Origin of the sequence: Campylobacter lari (genome assembly GCF_004357905.1) — a bacterium.
GTDB classification, from domain to species: Bacteria; Campylobacterota; Campylobacteria; order Campylobacterales; family Campylobacteraceae; genus Campylobacter_D; species Campylobacter_D lari_D.
Genome location: NZ_SMTT01000001.1, coordinates 230,320 through 246,515, shown reverse-complemented (window position 1 = coordinate 246,515; position 16,196 = coordinate 230,320). Strand labels below are relative to the sequence as shown.

General features: G+C 31.2%; 15 protein-coding genes. 6 read left to right on the top strand and 9 right to left on the bottom strand.

Translation table 11 applies throughout. From position 1 onward, the window contains the following. The first annotated feature begins 1 nt into the window (after nucleotide 1). The 6 genes from ftnA (at nucleotide 2) to ccsA (ending at nucleotide 8,838) form a co-directional block, all read left to right on the top strand. Entirely contained in the window at nucleotides 2-496 is a 495-nt protein-coding gene (gene ftnA, locus E2O22_RS01215) for a non-heme ferritin (RefSeq protein ID WP_133318863.1), read from the top strand. Between the two features lie 107 nt (nucleotides 497-603). Then, nucleotides 604-1,239 (top strand): S24 family peptidase, encoded by a 636-nt coding sequence (locus tag E2O22_RS01210; RefSeq protein ID WP_039668429.1) that lies wholly within the window; start codon nucleotides 604-606, stop codon nucleotides 1,237-1,239. Between the two features lie 182 nt (nucleotides 1,240-1,421). Continuing rightward, nucleotides 1,422-3,359: a multiheme c-type cytochrome gene (locus tag E2O22_RS01205; RefSeq protein ID WP_133318862.1), complete on the top strand. Its 1,938-nt coding sequence runs from the start codon at nucleotides 1,422-1,424 to the stop codon at nucleotides 3,357-3,359. A 95-nt stretch (nucleotides 3,360-3,454) separates the two neighbouring features. Next, nucleotides 3,455-5,473, top strand: a complete 2,019-nt coding sequence (locus E2O22_RS01200; protein WP_133318976.1) for a rhodanese-like domain-containing protein — start codon at nucleotides 3,455-3,457, stop codon at nucleotides 5,471-5,473. Nucleotides 5,474-5,529: 56 nt separating this feature from the next. Further along, nucleotides 5,530-6,129 (top strand): SoxW family protein, encoded by a 600-nt coding sequence (locus E2O22_RS01195; protein WP_133318861.1) that lies wholly within the window; start codon nucleotides 5,530-5,532, stop codon nucleotides 6,127-6,129. Nucleotides 6,130-6,138: 9 nt separating this feature from the next. After that, entirely contained in the window at nucleotides 6,139-8,838 is a 2,700-nt protein-coding gene (ccsA, locus tag E2O22_RS01190) for a cytochrome c biogenesis protein CcsA (protein WP_133318860.1), read from the top strand. 1 nt (nucleotide 8,839) lies between these two features. On the opposite strand, the gene E2O22_RS01185 is transcribed toward ccsA, so the two are convergent. From E2O22_RS01185 to E2O22_RS01145, 9 genes are all read right to left on the bottom strand, one after another. Beyond that, nucleotides 8,840-9,064 carry a hypothetical protein gene (locus E2O22_RS01185; RefSeq protein ID WP_133318859.1) on the bottom strand — a complete coding sequence of 75 codons (225 nt, stop codon included), beginning with the start codon at nucleotides 9,062-9,064 and terminating at the stop codon, nucleotides 8,840-8,842. After that, nucleotides 9,057-10,016: a UDP-3-O-(3-hydroxymyristoyl)glucosamine N-acyltransferase gene (lpxD, locus tag E2O22_RS01180; RefSeq protein WP_133318858.1), complete on the bottom strand. Its 960-nt coding sequence runs from the start codon at nucleotides 10,014-10,016 to the stop codon at nucleotides 9,057-9,059. Before lpxD ends, E2O22_RS01185 begins: the two co-directional genes overlap by 8 nt. Beyond that, entirely contained in the window at nucleotides 10,013-10,480 is a 468-nt protein-coding gene (gene ilvN / locus E2O22_RS01175) for an acetolactate synthase small subunit (RefSeq protein WP_039626144.1), read from the bottom strand. Before ilvN ends, lpxD begins: the two co-directional genes overlap by 4 nt. Beyond that, nucleotides 10,477-12,186: an acetolactate synthase large subunit gene (locus E2O22_RS01170; RefSeq protein WP_133318857.1), complete on the bottom strand. Its 1,710-nt coding sequence runs from the start codon at nucleotides 12,184-12,186 to the stop codon at nucleotides 10,477-10,479. The genes ilvN and E2O22_RS01170 overlap by 4 nt, the downstream gene beginning before the upstream one ends. An 83-nt stretch (nucleotides 12,187-12,269) precedes the next feature. Then, nucleotides 12,270-12,827, bottom strand: coding sequence for a 2-oxoglutarate:acceptor oxidoreductase subunit OorC (locus tag E2O22_RS01165; RefSeq protein ID WP_133318856.1), 558 nt, complete (start codon nucleotides 12,825-12,827; stop codon nucleotides 12,270-12,272). Next, nucleotides 12,824-13,669 (bottom strand): 2-oxoglutarate ferredoxin oxidoreductase subunit beta, encoded by an 846-nt coding sequence (locus tag E2O22_RS01160; RefSeq protein WP_133318855.1) that lies wholly within the window; start codon nucleotides 13,667-13,669, stop codon nucleotides 12,824-12,826. The genes E2O22_RS01165 and E2O22_RS01160 overlap by 4 nt, the downstream gene beginning before the upstream one ends. Before the next feature lies 1 nt (nucleotide 13,670). After that, the gene (locus tag E2O22_RS01155; RefSeq protein ID WP_133318854.1) at nucleotides 13,671-14,795 is read right to left on the bottom strand and encodes a 2-oxoglutarate synthase subunit alpha; all 1,125 of its coding nucleotides are present in this window, start codon (nucleotides 14,793-14,795) and stop codon (nucleotides 13,671-13,673) included. 9 nt (nucleotides 14,796-14,804) lie between these two features. Continuing rightward, nucleotides 14,805-15,119, bottom strand: a complete 315-nt coding sequence (locus E2O22_RS01150) for a 4Fe-4S binding protein (RefSeq protein WP_133318853.1) — start codon at nucleotides 15,117-15,119, stop codon at nucleotides 14,805-14,807. 173 nt (nucleotides 15,120-15,292) lie between these two features. After that, nucleotides 15,293-16,189 carry a lactate/malate family dehydrogenase gene (locus E2O22_RS01145; protein WP_133318852.1) on the bottom strand — a complete coding sequence of 299 codons (897 nt, stop codon included), beginning with the start codon at nucleotides 16,187-16,189 and terminating at the stop codon, nucleotides 15,293-15,295. Nucleotides 16,190-16,196 lie beyond the last annotated feature (7 nt).

Sequence of the window (16,196 nt, the reverse complement as noted above, 5' to 3'; positions counted from 1 at the left end):
AATGCTTTCAAAAGAAGTAGTAGCTTTATTAAATGAGCAAATTAATAAAGAAATGTATGCAGCAAATTTGTATTTGAGTATGAGTTCATGGTGCTATGAGCATAGTTTTGATGGCGCGGGTGCGTTTTTATTTGAGCATGCAAGAGAAGAAAGTGATCATGCTAGAAAACTCATCACTTATTTAAATGAAACTGATTCTAAAGTAGAGTTAAAAGAAGTTAAAAAGCCTGATAGTGATTTTAAATCATTGCTTGATGTATTTGAAAAAACTTTCGAGCATGAGCAAAGTATCACTGCTTCTATTAATAATCTTGTAGATTTTATGCTTTCAAGTAAAGATTATTCTACTTTTAATTTTCTACAATGGTATGTAAGCGAACAGCACGAAGAAGAAGCGCTTTTTAGAGGTATAGTAGATAAAATCAAACTCATAAGCGATAATGGCAATGGCTTATACATGGTAGATCAATATATCAAAAGCTTAGTAAATAAATAATTTTTTAGCTTCCATTAAATTTGGAAGCTAAATATCTTTTAATTTAAAAGAATTCTTGCAAAATAAAAGTAAATTTGCTAAAATACTTTTTATTTAAAAGGATTTTTATGCAAATGAATGAAATTACTGATAAACTTAAATTTATACTCCAAAAAGAAGGCATAAAAAATGCCAAAGATTCTGATGTAGCCAAAATGCTAAATATCAATCCTGATACCTTTTATAGTATGAAATTTAGAAATTCCATACCTTATAAACAAATACTTCATTTTTTAAATGAAAGAAATATCAACATCAATGCATTTTTTTATGAAGATTCCCTTGAGAGCAATACTCCAACACTTGATCTAAACTATAATGTCTTAAAATATTATGATGTTAATGCTTCTATGGGAGGTGGAGCTTTAAATGATAATGTGAGTTTTTCAGAAGTGATTATAGATGAAAAACTAAGTGATTTTTTTGGCTCAAAAGATTGTGATATCATCCCATGTATAGGCGATAGCATGGAGCCTGAAATCAAAGATGATTCTTTGTGTTTAGTAGATAAAAGTAAAAGCTTTAAAGAAGGTGGAGTTTTTGCAGTAAATACTAGAGATGGTTTATTTATCAAACAAATTTTTAAAAGCAATAAAGGCGGAGTTTATTTACACTCTTTTAACCTAAGTTATGCGGATGTTCATTATCAAAATGGAGACTTTTTAATTGTAGGTAAGGTAGTAGGGACTATTAGTAGAATTTAATATTTAGCAAATAACTTCTTTTTCTATATGATAATTTTTATTATTTAAATTAATAAAAAGTTAATAAATTATATTTTTAAGTTAATTTTTATTAAAAAATAGTCAAAATTATGTTTTAAAAGTTAATAGATAATAAATAAGAGTGTTTTTATCTTTTAACAAAACTACATGAAAGGGAAGTTATGAAACATAAACTAGCTAAAGTCGCCACTTATGCTTGTTTAGCATTGGGCATTAGTTTGACTACACAAGCTTTTGCTTCTTCAGAGCCTAGAACCCTTGATGGTTATGTGGCTCAAGAAGATGCATTTTTTGATTATCTTTATAAAAATCACCCTATTTTTAAATATGAAAAAGAAGGGCGTTTGGTGGGTAAATTTACCCATAGTGATAGAACTGAAAATTGGGTTGTAAATCAAAATGGAGCTAAATTTGCTGCCGAGCATGATTTAAAACAAGCCTCTATTACCTATCGTTTGCCTTATGAATCTTTTTTGGATTTTCCAAACAAATTTGTGGGTCCAAAAAAATGTGGCGAATGTCATCCTGCTCAATATGCTTCTTGGGAGCGCTCTCGTCATGCAAAAACCGTGCGTTTTCCACATGAAATGGAAGAAGTTGGTGGAGCTGAAGGTTTGAAAAAACCTATGTATAATTCTCAAGCTACTATTTTACCCGATGGAATTTATCCAAATGATGTTTATGCTCTCATTGGAACACCAAGAACAAAATATGGTTTTATAGATAGATGGCTTGTGCGTGGAACTTACCATGTTGAAGATGGAAATTTGAGTGATTTAAGTGGTAAATTAACCGCTGGAGGTAATCAATTTTCAAGACTTTGGAGTGAGTTTTTAACCCCTGAAATGGCACAAAAAATAGCTGCATTTGCACCTGGTTTTCCTACTAAAATGGAAGATTTTGGAGGAAATGGCTCTCAAGTATGGGGAACAAACTCTTATGCTGCAACCTATAAAGAAAAAGCGGTTTTCCAACCTGCTACTGCGTATTGTGAAACCTGTCATACTTTTAAATTTGACTTTAAAAGCAAGGAAGAATTTTACAAAGCACTAGGTAATCCAAAAGAACTTCAAAAACATACCATCTCAAAAGGTATTACTTGCGAGGAATGCCATGGGGCTGGAGCACATCTTTATGGAGCAAGAGGTGCGGGTATGCCATCAAATTGTGAAAGATGTCATCAAAGATTTTCATACAATGAAACCGATGCTAAAATCAATCCTAGAAAACCTTTCAACGCATATTTTAAATCAAGTTGTCCTGCGTGTGGAACAGAAGGTGCTCAAATGTATTCTTCAGCACACTACGATAAGGGTATGAGATGTAATACTTGTCATGATCCGCATGAAGTAACTTTTAATGATTGGAAAAGCGGTTATACTAAAACAAAACTTAAAAAAACTTGCAAAGATTGTCATGAAACCCAAGCAAGCTTTTTCAAAAAAGGCGGAATTCACGCAAAAGATAACTGTACAGCTTGTCACATGCCAAATATGATGAGTTGTGAAAACTTTGGAGCAGTTCAAAACCCTGATAAAGGTGGATTTGATAATGTTAGAGCTTCACATATTTGGAATATCAAAGTAGATAAAACCGCAAAAACACTTAATCCACCAGAAGGCAAAGAAAGATCGCCTAAAGTTGGTGGCTGGACCATAGCTAGAGATGATGAAGGTAGATTTTTCCTTGATTTAATGTGGAGTTGTGGTAGAACTAGTTTTAGTGATATTAATCTAATGGGTCCTGGTGCAAGTGGTTGTCATAGTCCTGTACAATCAACCTTACCTGAAAAACTTCACTTTAGCAATCAAGAAATGATTTATGATAAAGTAATGCAGTGGCAAAACCCTGTTAAAGAAGGATATGAGAAAATTAGAAAAGGCATAGCAAATATTGATAAAACTTTTGCTGAAAAAAATAAACTTTCAATAGAGCAAAAATCAAAAGTATTAAGCCTAACTAATCAAGCTCAAGCCATAGCTGATAGACTAGAAAAAGATGGTTCTTGGGGTGTTCATGGACCTGCTTATTCTAAGAAAATCATAGAAGAAGCTTTAATTTATATCCAAGAAGCACAAAATATCCTAAATGGTAAATAAAAACAAAGGAAGAATGAAAAATTCTTCCTTAAAATAAGGAGCTAGTCTTGAAAAATTTAATTACTCGACTTTTTATTGTGCTTTTTACTCTTTTTATGCCATCAGGATTTATTTTTGCTGAAGCTAATGGAGAAATAGGCTCAATAGAAGGTGTAAAAAGCATTAGCTTAGCACAAGCTCAAGAAATGCTAGATCAAAACAATACTTATTTTTTTGATGTCAATTCAGAGCAAGATAGACAAGCTAATGGTTATATACCTAATTCCATATCAACCTATGTGGAAAATTGGCAAAATTTATTACCTAATAATAAAAATGCAAATTTAGTATTTTATGGTTTAAATCGTTTTAGATTTGAAGCTTCTCAAGCAGCTGCAGTTGCTATAGAACTTGGCTATAAGAACTCTGTTGTAATGCTTGATGGTATAGAATCATGGGTAACTTCAGGTAGAAAAGTTGAAAAAATAGACACAGTTAAATGGGAAAAAGCTAAAGAAATTATCGAATTTAAAGACACTATCCACTCAAGATTTAAATTTAGCAACACCCCATCTTGTCGTGATTGTCATGCTCAAAAAGGTAAAGGCATTAGAGCTGATATTGCAGCAAATAAAAACCTAATCAATCAAAAATGTGCAACTTGTCATGAAAAAGCAAGCAATGCTTTAGCAAAAAGCGCTCATGGGGTGCAAGAGTTCTTACCCGCTCAAGATATGCAAAAGAAAAAAGAAAAACCATCTTGTGCGACTTGTCACTCTATTCATATTACCCCAAAACATTCAGGAATTTATTCACAAAAACAATTAGTTGATCAAAAATGCACACAATGTCATAAACAAAAAAGTGCAACTTTTCATATGACTTTTCATGGTAAAGGTATGTTTTTAAGCACTCCAGGTGAAACTCCAAGTGTTGCTACTTGTTCTGATTGTCATGGAAAACATAATATTTTAAAATCAAGCGAAAGAAGCTCAACTCTCTCGCCAATTAACCGTGTTCAAACTTGTAAATCATGCCACCCAAATGCAAATGAAAATTTCGCAAATTGGATGGCACATGCTGATCACAGTGATGGCGAAAAATATCCTGGATTACATGGTGCTTATATATTCATGACTATTTTGGTCATTTCTGTATTTGTTTTCTTTGGAGCCCATACTATACTTTGGTGCTTGCGTTTAATTGCTATGCGTATAAAATATCCTAAAGAATGGAAAGAAGCAAGAAAAGCAGCACATGAAGATAAAGTAAGAGTAAGAAGATTTAGCACTTTCCATAGAATTCAGCATTTTTTTATGGCAGTTAGCTTTTTGGGTCTTGCATTCTCAGGCTTACCGCAAAAATTCTATGATTCAGCATGGGCTAAACCTATGATTGATTTAATGGGTGGAGATATCATTAACGCTGCAACCATACATCATATTTCAGCCATAGTAATGTTTGCAGTATTTTTCTCTCACATTGGAGAAATCATCATCGTAAATTGGAAACGCCGTGATGTAGCAAGGGATCCAATAACTGGCAAAATAAGCTTTATGAAAGTTTTAAAAGCTACTTTTGGACCTGATTCTTTAATGCCAAATTGGCAAGATTTTAAAGATATGAAAGATCATTTTAAATGGTTCTTTGGTTTTGGACCAAGACCGCAATTTGACCGCTGGACTTATTGGGAAAAATTTGACTATCTAGCAGTATTTTGGGGTATGTTTATCATTGGTATTTCAGGGCTTATTTTATGGTTTCCTGCTTTCTTTGGTAAATTTTTACCAGGTGAAGCAATCAACTTAGCAACCCTACTTCACTCTGATGAAGCTTTACTTGCTACAGGATTTATTTTTGCAATTCACTTCTTTAATACGCATTTTAGAGCAGATCGCTTCCCTATGGATATGGTGATTTTTTCAGGAAGTATTAGTGAAGAAGAGATTAAACAAGAAAGAAGCGTATGGTATAAACGCTTAAAAGAAAGTGGAAAATTAAGCACTTTATATGAAAATAAAAGTAACTTCAAAGCATATCAATGGCTAGCTAAACTTGCAGGATTTGCAATGCTAATCACTGGCTTAGTATTTTTATTTTTAATGCTTTATACTTTCTTTAACACTATCTTATAACCTTATTCGCTATAATAGCGAATAAGGACTTTTTCTAATTTTTTCAAGGATTTTAAATGTTTAAAACAATACTCTCACTTAGTTTTTTAAGTATTTTTTTTATAGCTTGTTCTAATGAAGAAAAACTTGATTCTAATTTAATCTCAAGCGGTACACAATTTTCTAAAGAAAATTTGCAAAAAGCAAATGATTTAGATAAAAAATCTTATGAAGAAATAGCCTATTTATTTAAAGATAATACAAATATAAAAAGTGATGATAAAAACATTTTAATCATTTTCAGCGCAAATCACTGCCTTTATTGTGATAAATTAAAAGAAGAAATTAAAAATGATAAAAAAATACAAGAACTTATAAAAGACAAATACAGCTCATATTATATAAATATAAGCTATAAAAAAATTCATACATTTTATAAAAACCATAAAAGTGACTTAAGTACAGCTGAACTTTCTAGTATTTATGATATAGTAGCCACCCCTACTATTGTAATTTTAAACAAAAACAGCCAAACTTTGCTAAATTATCCTGGTTTTATTAGCGCAAAAAGACTAAGCGCTACAATGGAGTTTTTAAATCAAAAAGAAAATCAAAATTTAGACGAAGCAACCATAGCACAAAAACTCATACATTTTTATAAAGAAAATAATATTTAAAGGTTAAAAATGCAGTATTTTTTTTCTTTTGCAATGAGTTTTTTACTAATGAGTATATATGCCATAGCTTGTGCTGTGGCAACCTTTATAGAAAATGATTTTGGTATTAGTGCAGCTAAAGCTTTAATTTATAATAATGCTTGGTTTGATATGTTGCATTTATTACTAGGTTTAAATTTAATCGGAGTGATATTTCACAACAAGCTTTTTCAAAAGAAAAAATACTCTATCTTGCTTTTGCATTTATCTTTTATAGTGATTTTAATCGGTGCTGGACTTACTAGATATTTTGGCTTAGAAGGTGGAATGCATATAAGAGAAAATCAAAGCTCTAACACCATAGTTACTAGGGAAGAATTTATAAAAATTACTGATTTTGATGCTAATGCTAGTTTTGAATTTCCTATTAGCTTTACCACGCTAACTCAAAAGCATTTTGAAAAAACTATTGACTTAAATGGTGAAAAATTAATCATAAGCTCTATCAAATACACTCCACAAAAAGATTCTATCACACCTGCTAGCTTAAAATTAAATATTAATTATCAAAAAGCAAATACACAAATAATCTTAAATCCAAATTTTACAAAAAAACAAGCAGTGCATTTTAACTTACAGGGAAAAAATTTTACTATCAATTGGGGACCAAGAGAAATTAAGCTTCCTTTTGCATTACACTTAAAAGATTTTATACTAGAGCGTTATTTAGGCTCTATGAGTCCATCTTCTTACACTTCAAAAATTCAAATCATAGATGAGCAAAATAATATTAGTCTAGATTATGATATTTTTATGAATAATGTTCTTGATTATGGTGGATATAGATTTTTTCAAAGCTCTTATGATCAAGATGAGCAAGGCACTATACTTTCAGTTAATAAAGATCCTGGTAAAATCCCTACTTATATAGGTTATACTTTATTGATTTTAGGATTTTTATGGGTTTTATTTGACAAAAACTCAAGATTTCATCATTTAAGCATTTATTTAAAAAAAGGTCAAAGTTTTATATTGTTTATTTTGCTTTTTGCAAATTTACAAACTCCGCTTTTTACACAAGAAAATAAAAGTGAAATTTTAAATTTAATCTCAAATTTACAAAAAAATTCCTATGAGCATTCTTTAAATTTTGCAAAATTACTTGTACAAGATCATAATGGTAGAATCAAACCTTTAGATACTTTGGCAATGGAATTTATTTATAAAATCACTCAAAAAGAAAATTTTTTAAATCTTCACTATGATCAAATTTTTCTAGCAATGATGATTTATCCTAAAGAATTTAGAAAAATCAAAATGATAGCTACCAAAACAAGCAAACTAAGAGAATTAATAGGCACAGATATAAATGAAAAATACATAGCATTTGATGATGTGTTTGATAATGGGGTATATAAACTGAGTAATTATATTGAAGAAGCTAACCGCAAAAAGCCTTCATTAAGAACTAGCTTTGATAAAGATTTACTAGCCTTAGATGAAAAAATAAATCATGCATATTATATTTATAGCGGTCAAGCTTTAACTATTTTTCCTGATATTAATGAGCAAAGTTTAAAGTGGTATTCTCCGGTGCAAATTTTACCTTTTGCAAAAGAAGATGTAGAGCGTTTACAAATGCTTTTAGTTAGCTATTTTTTACAAGTTCGCAATGGTGTTGAAAATAATCAATGGCAAGATGCGAATGAAATTTTACAATCTTTAAAAGATTTTCAAAATCATTATGGAAGTAGTGTTTTACCGCCAAAAGAAAGATTAGATCTTGAAATACTGCTTAATCATTATAATATCTTTGATAATCTAACTTTTGTTTATATTAGCTTTGCATTAGTGTTTTTCCTTTTAAGTTTTTATACTATATTAAAAAATATTTCTTTATCTGCCTTTGTATATAGATTTTTTTACATCATTTTAAGTATATGTGTAATCATACATGCACTAGCTTTAATCATTCGTTGGTATGTAGGCGGGCATGCTCCTTGGAGTAATGCTTATGAAAGCATGATTTATATAGCTTTTGCTTGTGTGATGAGTGCTGTGATATTTTTTAGAAAATCACTCTTGGCTTTATGTGGTGCGAGTTTTTTAGCAGGCATTTCGCTTTTTGTAGCTCATCTTGGCTTTATGGATCCTCAAATTGGAAATTTAGTACCTGTTTTAAAATCATATTGGCTTAATATTCATGTTTCTATTATAACAGCAAGTTATGGATTTTTAGCACTTTGTTTTATTATAGGGATTTTGAGTTTAATTCTTTTTGCTTTAAGGGGTAAAAATAAAAATATAGATTTAAACATCATTAAATTACACTGCGTTAATGAAATGTCTATGATAATAGGACTTGCAATGCTTACAATAGGAAATTTTTTAGGCGGAGTTTGGGCTAATGAAAGCTGGGGAAGATATTGGGGTTGGGATCCAAAAGAAACTTGGGCTTTGATTTCTATTGTAGTTTATACTATAGTATTGCACTTAAGATTTATTTTTAAAACTTATTTTATTTTTGTTTTTGCAAGTGCTAGTGTTTTAGCCTTTTATAGTATATTAATGACTTATTTTGGAGTGAATTTTTATCTTTCTGGGCTCCATTCTTATGCAAATGGTGACGCTTTTCCTATACCAACTTTTGTGTATGTTTTGATTGTACTTAATTTTATTTTAATTATTAGCGCAGGAAGAAAAAGGGATTTAAATACGCCTAGTTTTTAAACTAGGCTTTGCTTTTTTCTATTTCTTGAAGTGCATGGATAAGATCTTTTAAATTTTCATAAGGAATATGAACTTTCCAATCTATTCCATTTTCTTTTTTCAAAGCCACACCTATACTTAAGACATCATTACTTCCTATACCATAAGGATTAGAAAGATTACAAAGGCTTATTTCTCCACTTTTACTGCCATGTAATTCTATAGTTTTAAATATTTTTTTACTCATGTTTATCCCTAAAAGCTGTGATAATTTTTGCTTGAAATTTTAACCAATCTTTTTGAAGCATGATAGGAAAACCGCCATAAACCCTAGCACCTTCTAAATTTTTAGTGACCCCACCTCTTGCGGCTATGGTAGCAAAATCCCCTATTTCTAAATGTCCGCTTGTAGCGCTTTGTCCACCCATGATGACATTTTTACCCAAAATACTTGAGCCTGAAATTCCACTTTGAGCTACTATAAGACAATTCTCCCCTACTTCACAATTATGTCCTACTTGAACAAGATTATCAATCTTTGTACCTTGCTTTATGATAGTGCTTTCAAAAACCGCTCTATCAATAGTCGTGCAAGCTCCAACTTCCACAAAATCTTCTAAAATAACATTCCCATTATGATAAATCTTATAATGCTCGCCATTTTTTGTATGCGCATAACCAAAGCCATCACTACCTATTACACAATTTGCTAGCAAATGACATTTTTTACCTATTTTAGTGTCATTATAAATCACAACATTTGGATGGATTGTAGTATATTCACCTATACTTACATTATCGCCTATATAAGCTCCTGCCATTATCACTACATGATCAGCTATTTGGACATTTTCTCCAATATAAACATTTGGCATAATCTTAGCACTTTTAGCAATTTTAGAATTTTTCTTTTCACTAGAAATTAAAGGTTTAGCAAAAAGCTTACTTAAAAGCGCAAAAGATAAATGTGGATTATCAACAACTAATTTAACACAATCTTTTGAAACTAAATTTTCGAATTCTTTTGAGACTAATATAGCCCCAGCTCCACTACTTGCAATTTTTTTAGAGTTTTTTTCTCCATCGCAATAACTAAGTTCAGTAAAACTTGCATTATTTAATGAATTTAAAGCTGTAATTTCTATATCATCTCCGCAATATTCTATGCCTAAAAATTTAGCAATTTCACTAATTTTCATTTTACCTCCATTAAAATAGAACCACTTCTAACTACACTAATAGGATTATACTTTTTCATAGTTTTTAAAAAGTTATCGATATTTTTTGCATCATCACTTGCCATTACTATAATAAACTCATCATCACTATAAGTCACACTGCCATTATAAGCTTTTAATATGGCATCTAAACCTGCAAAATTTTCATTTAAAGCAATCTTTACCAAAGCTGTTTCTTTTTCTATAAAATCACTAGAATCAATTACCTTATAAGTAGGTATGAGTTTATGAAGTTGTTTTATGATTTGCTCAAAAACTTTTTCATCGCCTAAAGTAACGATATTTATCCTTGAGAATTCTTTATCATCAAGTGGAGCAACCGTAAGAGATTCTATATTATAACCACGTCCTGAAAAAAGCCCGACAACGCGTGATAATACCCCATGCTCATTTAATACAATGACAGAAATTACTCTTCTTTTCATTTTTTATCCTTGTTTTTATAGCTAGGTAAAATCATATTATAAATAGCTCCGCCCGCAGGTACCATAGGTAATACATCTTCATAACGATCTATAGCTACATTTAAAACACAAGTTTTTTTAGATTCTAAGGCTGCTTTAAAAGCTTTTTGAAATTCTTCTTTATTAAAAACATTATAACCCTCACAATGAAAACCTTTAGCAATAGTAACAAAATCAGGTTGACTTGTTAGATCTGTATTAGAAAATCTTTCTTTATAAAACATACTTTGCCATTGTCTTACCATACCTAAAAAAGAATTATTTAAAATAATATTAATCACTTTGATTCCATAAGCACTTGCTGTCATTAGCTCTTGTATATTCATTAAAAAAGAACCATCGCCTACAAAATTTATTACAACTTCTTCATCTACAGCTAATTTAGCCCCAAGTGCGGCCGGTAAAGAATACCCCATAGTTCCTTGCCCACCGCTTGTTGCAAGTTGTCTTGCATAATTAAAAGGATAAAATTGCGCTACCCACATTTGATGTTGCCCCACATCAGTAATTATCCTTGCATCAGGAGCTAATCTAGCACATTCTTCTATAACCCATTGAGGTTTTAAAACTTCATCATTATCTTCATAGATTAAAGGATATAATTGTTGATAGTTTTGTAAAGTTTTAAACCATTCTTGGTATTTTGTGTTGTCAAAACTTTCTTTTTTTAATTCTTCTAAGGTATCTAAAATAACACTTTTAATATCCCCAACTATAGGAAAATGCGCTTCGATAATTTTAGAAATAGAGCTTGGATCTATATCAATATGAACGATTTTTGCACCCTTGGCAAACTCACTTGTTTTACCAGTAATCCTATCATCAAATCTAGCACCCACAGCAATGAGTAAATCACACTCACTTAAAGCGATATTTGCACAATAACTTCCGTGCATACCTGCCATTTTTAAATTAAGCTCATCATCACTTCTTAAAGCCCCTAGAGCCATTAAAGTTTCAACTGCAGGAATTTGACAAAAATGAATTAATTCTCTTAATTCGTCACTAGCATTAGAAGCTATACAACCTCCACCTAGGTAAAATAAAGGTTTTTGAGCATTTTTAATCAAGCTTACTAATTTTTTAATTTGCTTGATATTTCCTTTATAGGTTGGCTTGTAAGTTTTCATAGAAATTTCTTTAGGATAATGCCATATACCCATAGCAGCAGTAACATCTTTAGGTATATCAATATGCACAGGCCCTTTTCTACCTGTTGTAGCAATATAAAAAGCTTCTTTTAAAATTTTAGGTAATTCTTCGATATTTTTTACTAAATAATTATGCTTTACACAAGGTCTTGAAATACCTATAGCATCGATTTCTTGAAAAGCATCTGTTCCTATTAAAGAATTTGCAACTTGAGCTGAAATTAAAACCAAAGGTATAGAATCACTATAAGCAGTAGCTAAACCTGTAACTGTATTAGTAAAACCAGGTCCACTTGTAACTACTGCCACACCAACTTTACCACTCATTCTAGCATAAGCATCAGCGCTATGTAAGGCCGCTTGCTCGTGTCTGACTAAAATGTGTTTAAAATGAGTTTGTTTGTAAATTTCATCATAAATATTTAAAGCCGCACCACCAGGATAACCAAAAACTACTTTAACATTTTCTTCTTTTAATGCTTCACAAATCATTTGCGAGCCATTTAGCTCTTTCATTATTTTACCTTTTTGCTTAAAATGGAAAATATTATAACGATAATTTAATAAATATTATTTTACAAGAAAGAGTTTCTTGAAAATCAAGAAACTACTTGTGCTTTTTTAGCGTATTCTATACCTAAATCAAAAGCTTTTGCATTTGCCTCTTTAGTTTTTGCAGGTACCATATCAAGCATAGTTTGTTTTAATGCATCAATATCAATACATTTACTCATATAAGCAGCTATAGCTAAAGCAACGACTGATTGAGTAGCTACATTCCCTACTTCTTCTTTAGCTATAGTAATAATAGGAATTTCAAAAATTTTCCATCTTGCATAATCTTCTTTACTTGGATGAACTAAATTTGGCTCTATAACTATAACACCACCATCACAAACACCATCTTTGAAACTATGATAACCTTTATCAGCAGTTGAAAGCATAAAACTAACTTCACCTTCTACTGCATAAGGAAAAAAGATTTCATTTTCATCAACGATAATATCAACCTTAGTTGGTCCACCTCTAACTTGAGAAGTATAAGTAGAAGCTTTAAAAGCATTACGCCCTTCTTTAATGGCGGCTTTAGCTAGAATTTCACCTGCAGTGATAACCCCTTGTCCACCTTCACCACAAAATCTTAATTGATATTTCATTTTAATACTCCCAAATCAACCATTCTTTTTTCTTTCAAGGCTCTTCTAACTTCCTCATAAGCTTCACAATATTCTGCTTTGCTTTCATCTTGGTGTAAAATTCCTGTAGGAAATTTATCCGCTCTTTGTTCGTAGTCTAATTGTTCAAATTTAGACTTTTCAACACAACGATTTTTAATCCAATCAAGCATGCTTACAGCTTCGCCCATTTTGTTTTTTCTACCTAGGTTAATATGGCAGTTTGAAAATACATCTACAAAACTATAACCTTTGTGAGATAAAGCTTTAAAAATGATATTTTCAAGCTTATTTGCCTCTATAACATTTGTTCTTGCTACAAAAGAAGCCCCAGCGGCTTTAGTAAGCTCACAAGCATCAAAATTTGGGTCTATATTACCTGCTTGAGCTGTAACAGTGTAAAAGCCTTGTGGGGTAGTTGGTGAAGTTTGTGAATTTGTAAGACCATAAATAAAATTATTGATTAAAATATGAGTTAAATCTATATTTCTTCTACATCCATGGATGGTATGATTTCCACCAATTGCTAAAGTATCGCCATCTCCGCTTACTACGATTACATGTTTTTTAGGATTTGCTAGCTTAATCCCTGTTGCATAAGCAATAGCTCTACCATGGGTAGTATGGACTGTATTGCAATTTACATAAGAACTCATTCTACCACTACAACCTATACCAGAAACTAAACAAACATCATCCATATTCCAGCCAAGTTTTTGAATAGCTCTAATAATAGCTTTTAAAACAACACCATCCCCACAACCCCAGCACCATTGTGTTGGAAGTTTATCTACTCTTAAATATTCATCGTAATTAAAAGCCATTTTATATATTCTCCTTTACTTTAGCAATAATTTCACTTGGGGTTATAGGGCGACCATTTGCACGGTGCAAGCTAATAAAATCATCTCTTTTGCTTACTCTTTGAATTTCTTCTAAATATTGCCCCATATTAAGCTCACTTACCATAACTTTTTCAAATTTAGATACCACTTGAGCTATTTTTTTCTCAGCTACTGGATAAAGCGTAATAGGTCTAAAAAGCCCTACTTTTAAACCCTCTTCTCTAAGTCTTAAGATAGCTTCTTTAGCAGATCTTGCAACGCTTCCATAAGCAATGATTAAAAACTGCGCATCATCACACATAAACTCTTCATAAGTGCAAATTTCATCGGTATTATTTTTAATCTTACCAAACAATCTTTTCATATTTTTATCTACTATTGCTCCATCTTCTGTTGGAAAGCCTATGTCTCCATGATGAAGTCCTGTGATATGATAACGATAACCTTCAAAGAAAGGATTTAGTGTGGCAGCTTCATTTTCACCTGCTGCATAAGGTTTGTAATCTTTTTTATCGCCCATAAATTTTTTGCGGTTGATAATTTCTAATTCTTCTAAATCAGGTAATTTTGCCTTACCATTCATGTGTCCTATGGTTTCATCTAAAAGCAAAAATACTGGAGTCATGTATTTTTCAGCTAAATTAAAAGCTCTAATAGTTTCAGTGTAAGCTTCCTCTAATGAAGCAGGAGCTAAAGCTATACTTGCATAATCTCCATGTGTTGGAGCTTTTGCTTGAAATAAATCACCTTGCGCAACCCTTGTTGGAAGACCAGTTGAAGGACCACCTCTCATAACATTTACAATTACTAGTGGAATTTCAGCTATAAAACCCAAACCAATTTGTTCGGCTTTTAAAGAAATTCCCGGTCCGCTGCTTGCTGTCATGGATTTTACTCCACTCATAGAAGCACCTAAGGCCACGCTAATACCCGAAATTTCATCTTCCATCTGTATAAAAGTACCATCATTTTTTGGTAACATATGGCTTAGTTCATGTGCTATTTCAGAACTTGGGGTAATTGGATAACCACCAAAAAATTTACAGCCACAATCAATCGCAGCTTTGGCTACTAAAACATTACCTGTTGATATAACTTCTCTCATTTTGTTTTCCTATGCATTTAGTTTTTTGTATTTATTTTCTTTGACAGCTTGTGCTCTTTCTTTGGCTTCTGGCGTAAGCTTTGCAAATTTAAATTCATCTCTTTTGGCAACAAAAATCGCAAAATCAGGACAGTGACTTTCACATTCACTACAGCCTATACAAGAATCAGGATGAACCACTTCTATCATCTGTCCTAAAACTGCACTGATTTCATCTCTCATTGCTAAAACTCCGGCTGGACAATAGCTAACACAGATATTACAAGCCTTACATCTTGCTTCATCAACCCAAACTGGTGTATTCTCTGGAGCAATCATTAATATTCCTTTCTAGTTTTTTGTAATTTTCTAATGATTTTTTATTAAAAATTATTTTTAAAACAAACTTTTTATTATAGCGAATTTATAGCATGATTAAATATTATTTAAAAGATAAAATAAAACTAATAAGATTTTATAACACAAAGTAACATTAGGAGTAAAAAACTCCTAAAAAATTATTTATAATTATACTGAATAAAAGAATTTTCTAATGCAATTTGTTCTTGATTGTCTAATTTTAATTCTAAAGTTTCAAGCACCCCATCAAGACTAATCCTTGCCATAACTCCAAAAGCTTTTTCTCTTATGCCATATTCTCCATCTAAAATCACACATACTGGTAAAAATTCTCCACTTTTTAAAGCCTCTATCATTCTCACGCAAGCACTAGCAGGAGCTAAATAGGCTGAAGTTTTTAAATATTTTATAATTTTAGCACCACCGGTTTTAACCTCTTGTTCAATTTGAACAATATCTTGCTTATCTAAGACTTCACTTAAAGCTTTATTTTGCACTTTACTTTGAGATTTTACCAAAACCATACTATCATTGTGAAAACCTATAAGCTTAGTATCTATATAAGAAGTTTTTATATCTAATTTTTTGCTCACTTCGTATTTAAATCTAGCATTATCTAAAACACCTGCCATAGCAATGATTTTTTTTAATGAAAATAATTTACTTTCATAAAGAGCGTTGAGTAAAAAATCTACAGGATTGCTTACTATGATAAACAAAGGATCGTTGTTAAATTTTTTAATATTTTTTGCACACTCAAGCATAATTTTAGAATTAATAACAAAAAGCTCATCTCTACTCTGACCTTCTTTTCTAGCTACACCTGCACTAAAAATAACCACTTGAGAATCTTTTGAGTATGTATAATCATCCGTACAAGTTATTTTAATATCAAAATTAAAAGCGGCTATGCTTTGACTTAGTTCTAATTCTCTAGCAAAAAGCAAGTCTTTATTAATATCAATCAATATAATCTCATCTATTAATTCTCTTAAAATTAAAGCATAAGCAATGCTTGCACCGACATTTCCTGCTCCTATGATGGTAATTTTCATCTTAGCT

What these genes read in the sequence shown, in the direction of transcription:
- lpxD (WP_133318858.1), bottom strand. Translation starts at nt 10,016, where the DNA reads ATGAAAATTAGTGAAATTGCTAAATTTTTAGGCATAGAATATTGCGGA.
- ilvN (WP_039626144.1), bottom strand. Translation starts at nt 10,480, where the DNA reads ATGAAAAGAAGAGTAATTTCTGTCATTGTATTAAATGAGCATGGGGTA.
- E2O22_RS01155 (WP_133318854.1), bottom strand. Translation starts at nt 14,795, where the DNA reads ATGAGAGAAGTTATATCAACAGGTAATGTTTTAGTAGCCAAAGCTGCG.
- E2O22_RS01195 (WP_133318861.1), top strand. Translation starts at nt 5,530, where the DNA reads ATGTTTAAAACAATACTCTCACTTAGTTTTTTAAGTATTTTTTTTATA.
- E2O22_RS01165 (WP_133318856.1), bottom strand. Translation starts at nt 12,827, where the DNA reads ATGAAATATCAATTAAGATTTTGTGGTGAAGGTGGACAAGGGGTTATC.
- ftnA (WP_133318863.1), top strand. Translation starts at nt 2, where the DNA reads ATGCTTTCAAAAGAAGTAGTAGCTTTATTAAATGAGCAAATTAATAAA.
- E2O22_RS01145 (WP_133318852.1), bottom strand. Translation starts at nt 16,189, where the DNA reads ATGAAAATTACCATCATAGGAGCAGGAAATGTCGGTGCAAGCATTGCT.
- E2O22_RS01185 (WP_133318859.1), bottom strand. Translation starts at nt 9,064, where the DNA reads ATGAGTAAAAAAATATTTAAAACTATAGAATTACATGGCAGTAAAAGT.
- E2O22_RS01160 (WP_133318855.1), bottom strand. Translation starts at nt 13,669, where the DNA reads ATGGCTTTTAATTACGATGAATATTTAAGAGTAGATAAACTTCCAACA.
- E2O22_RS01200 (WP_133318976.1), top strand. Translation starts at nt 3,455, where the DNA reads ATGCCATCAGGATTTATTTTTGCTGAAGCTAATGGAGAAATAGGCTCA.
- E2O22_RS01170 (WP_133318857.1), bottom strand. Translation starts at nt 12,186, where the DNA reads ATGAAAGAGCTAAATGGCTCGCAAATGATTTGTGAAGCATTAAAAGAA.
- ccsA (WP_133318860.1), top strand. Translation starts at nt 6,139, where the DNA reads ATGCAGTATTTTTTTTCTTTTGCAATGAGTTTTTTACTAATGAGTATA.
- E2O22_RS01210 (WP_039668429.1), top strand. Translation starts at nt 604, where the DNA reads ATGCAAATGAATGAAATTACTGATAAACTTAAATTTATACTCCAAAAA.
- E2O22_RS01205 (WP_133318862.1), top strand. Translation starts at nt 1,422, where the DNA reads ATGAAACATAAACTAGCTAAAGTCGCCACTTATGCTTGTTTAGCATTG.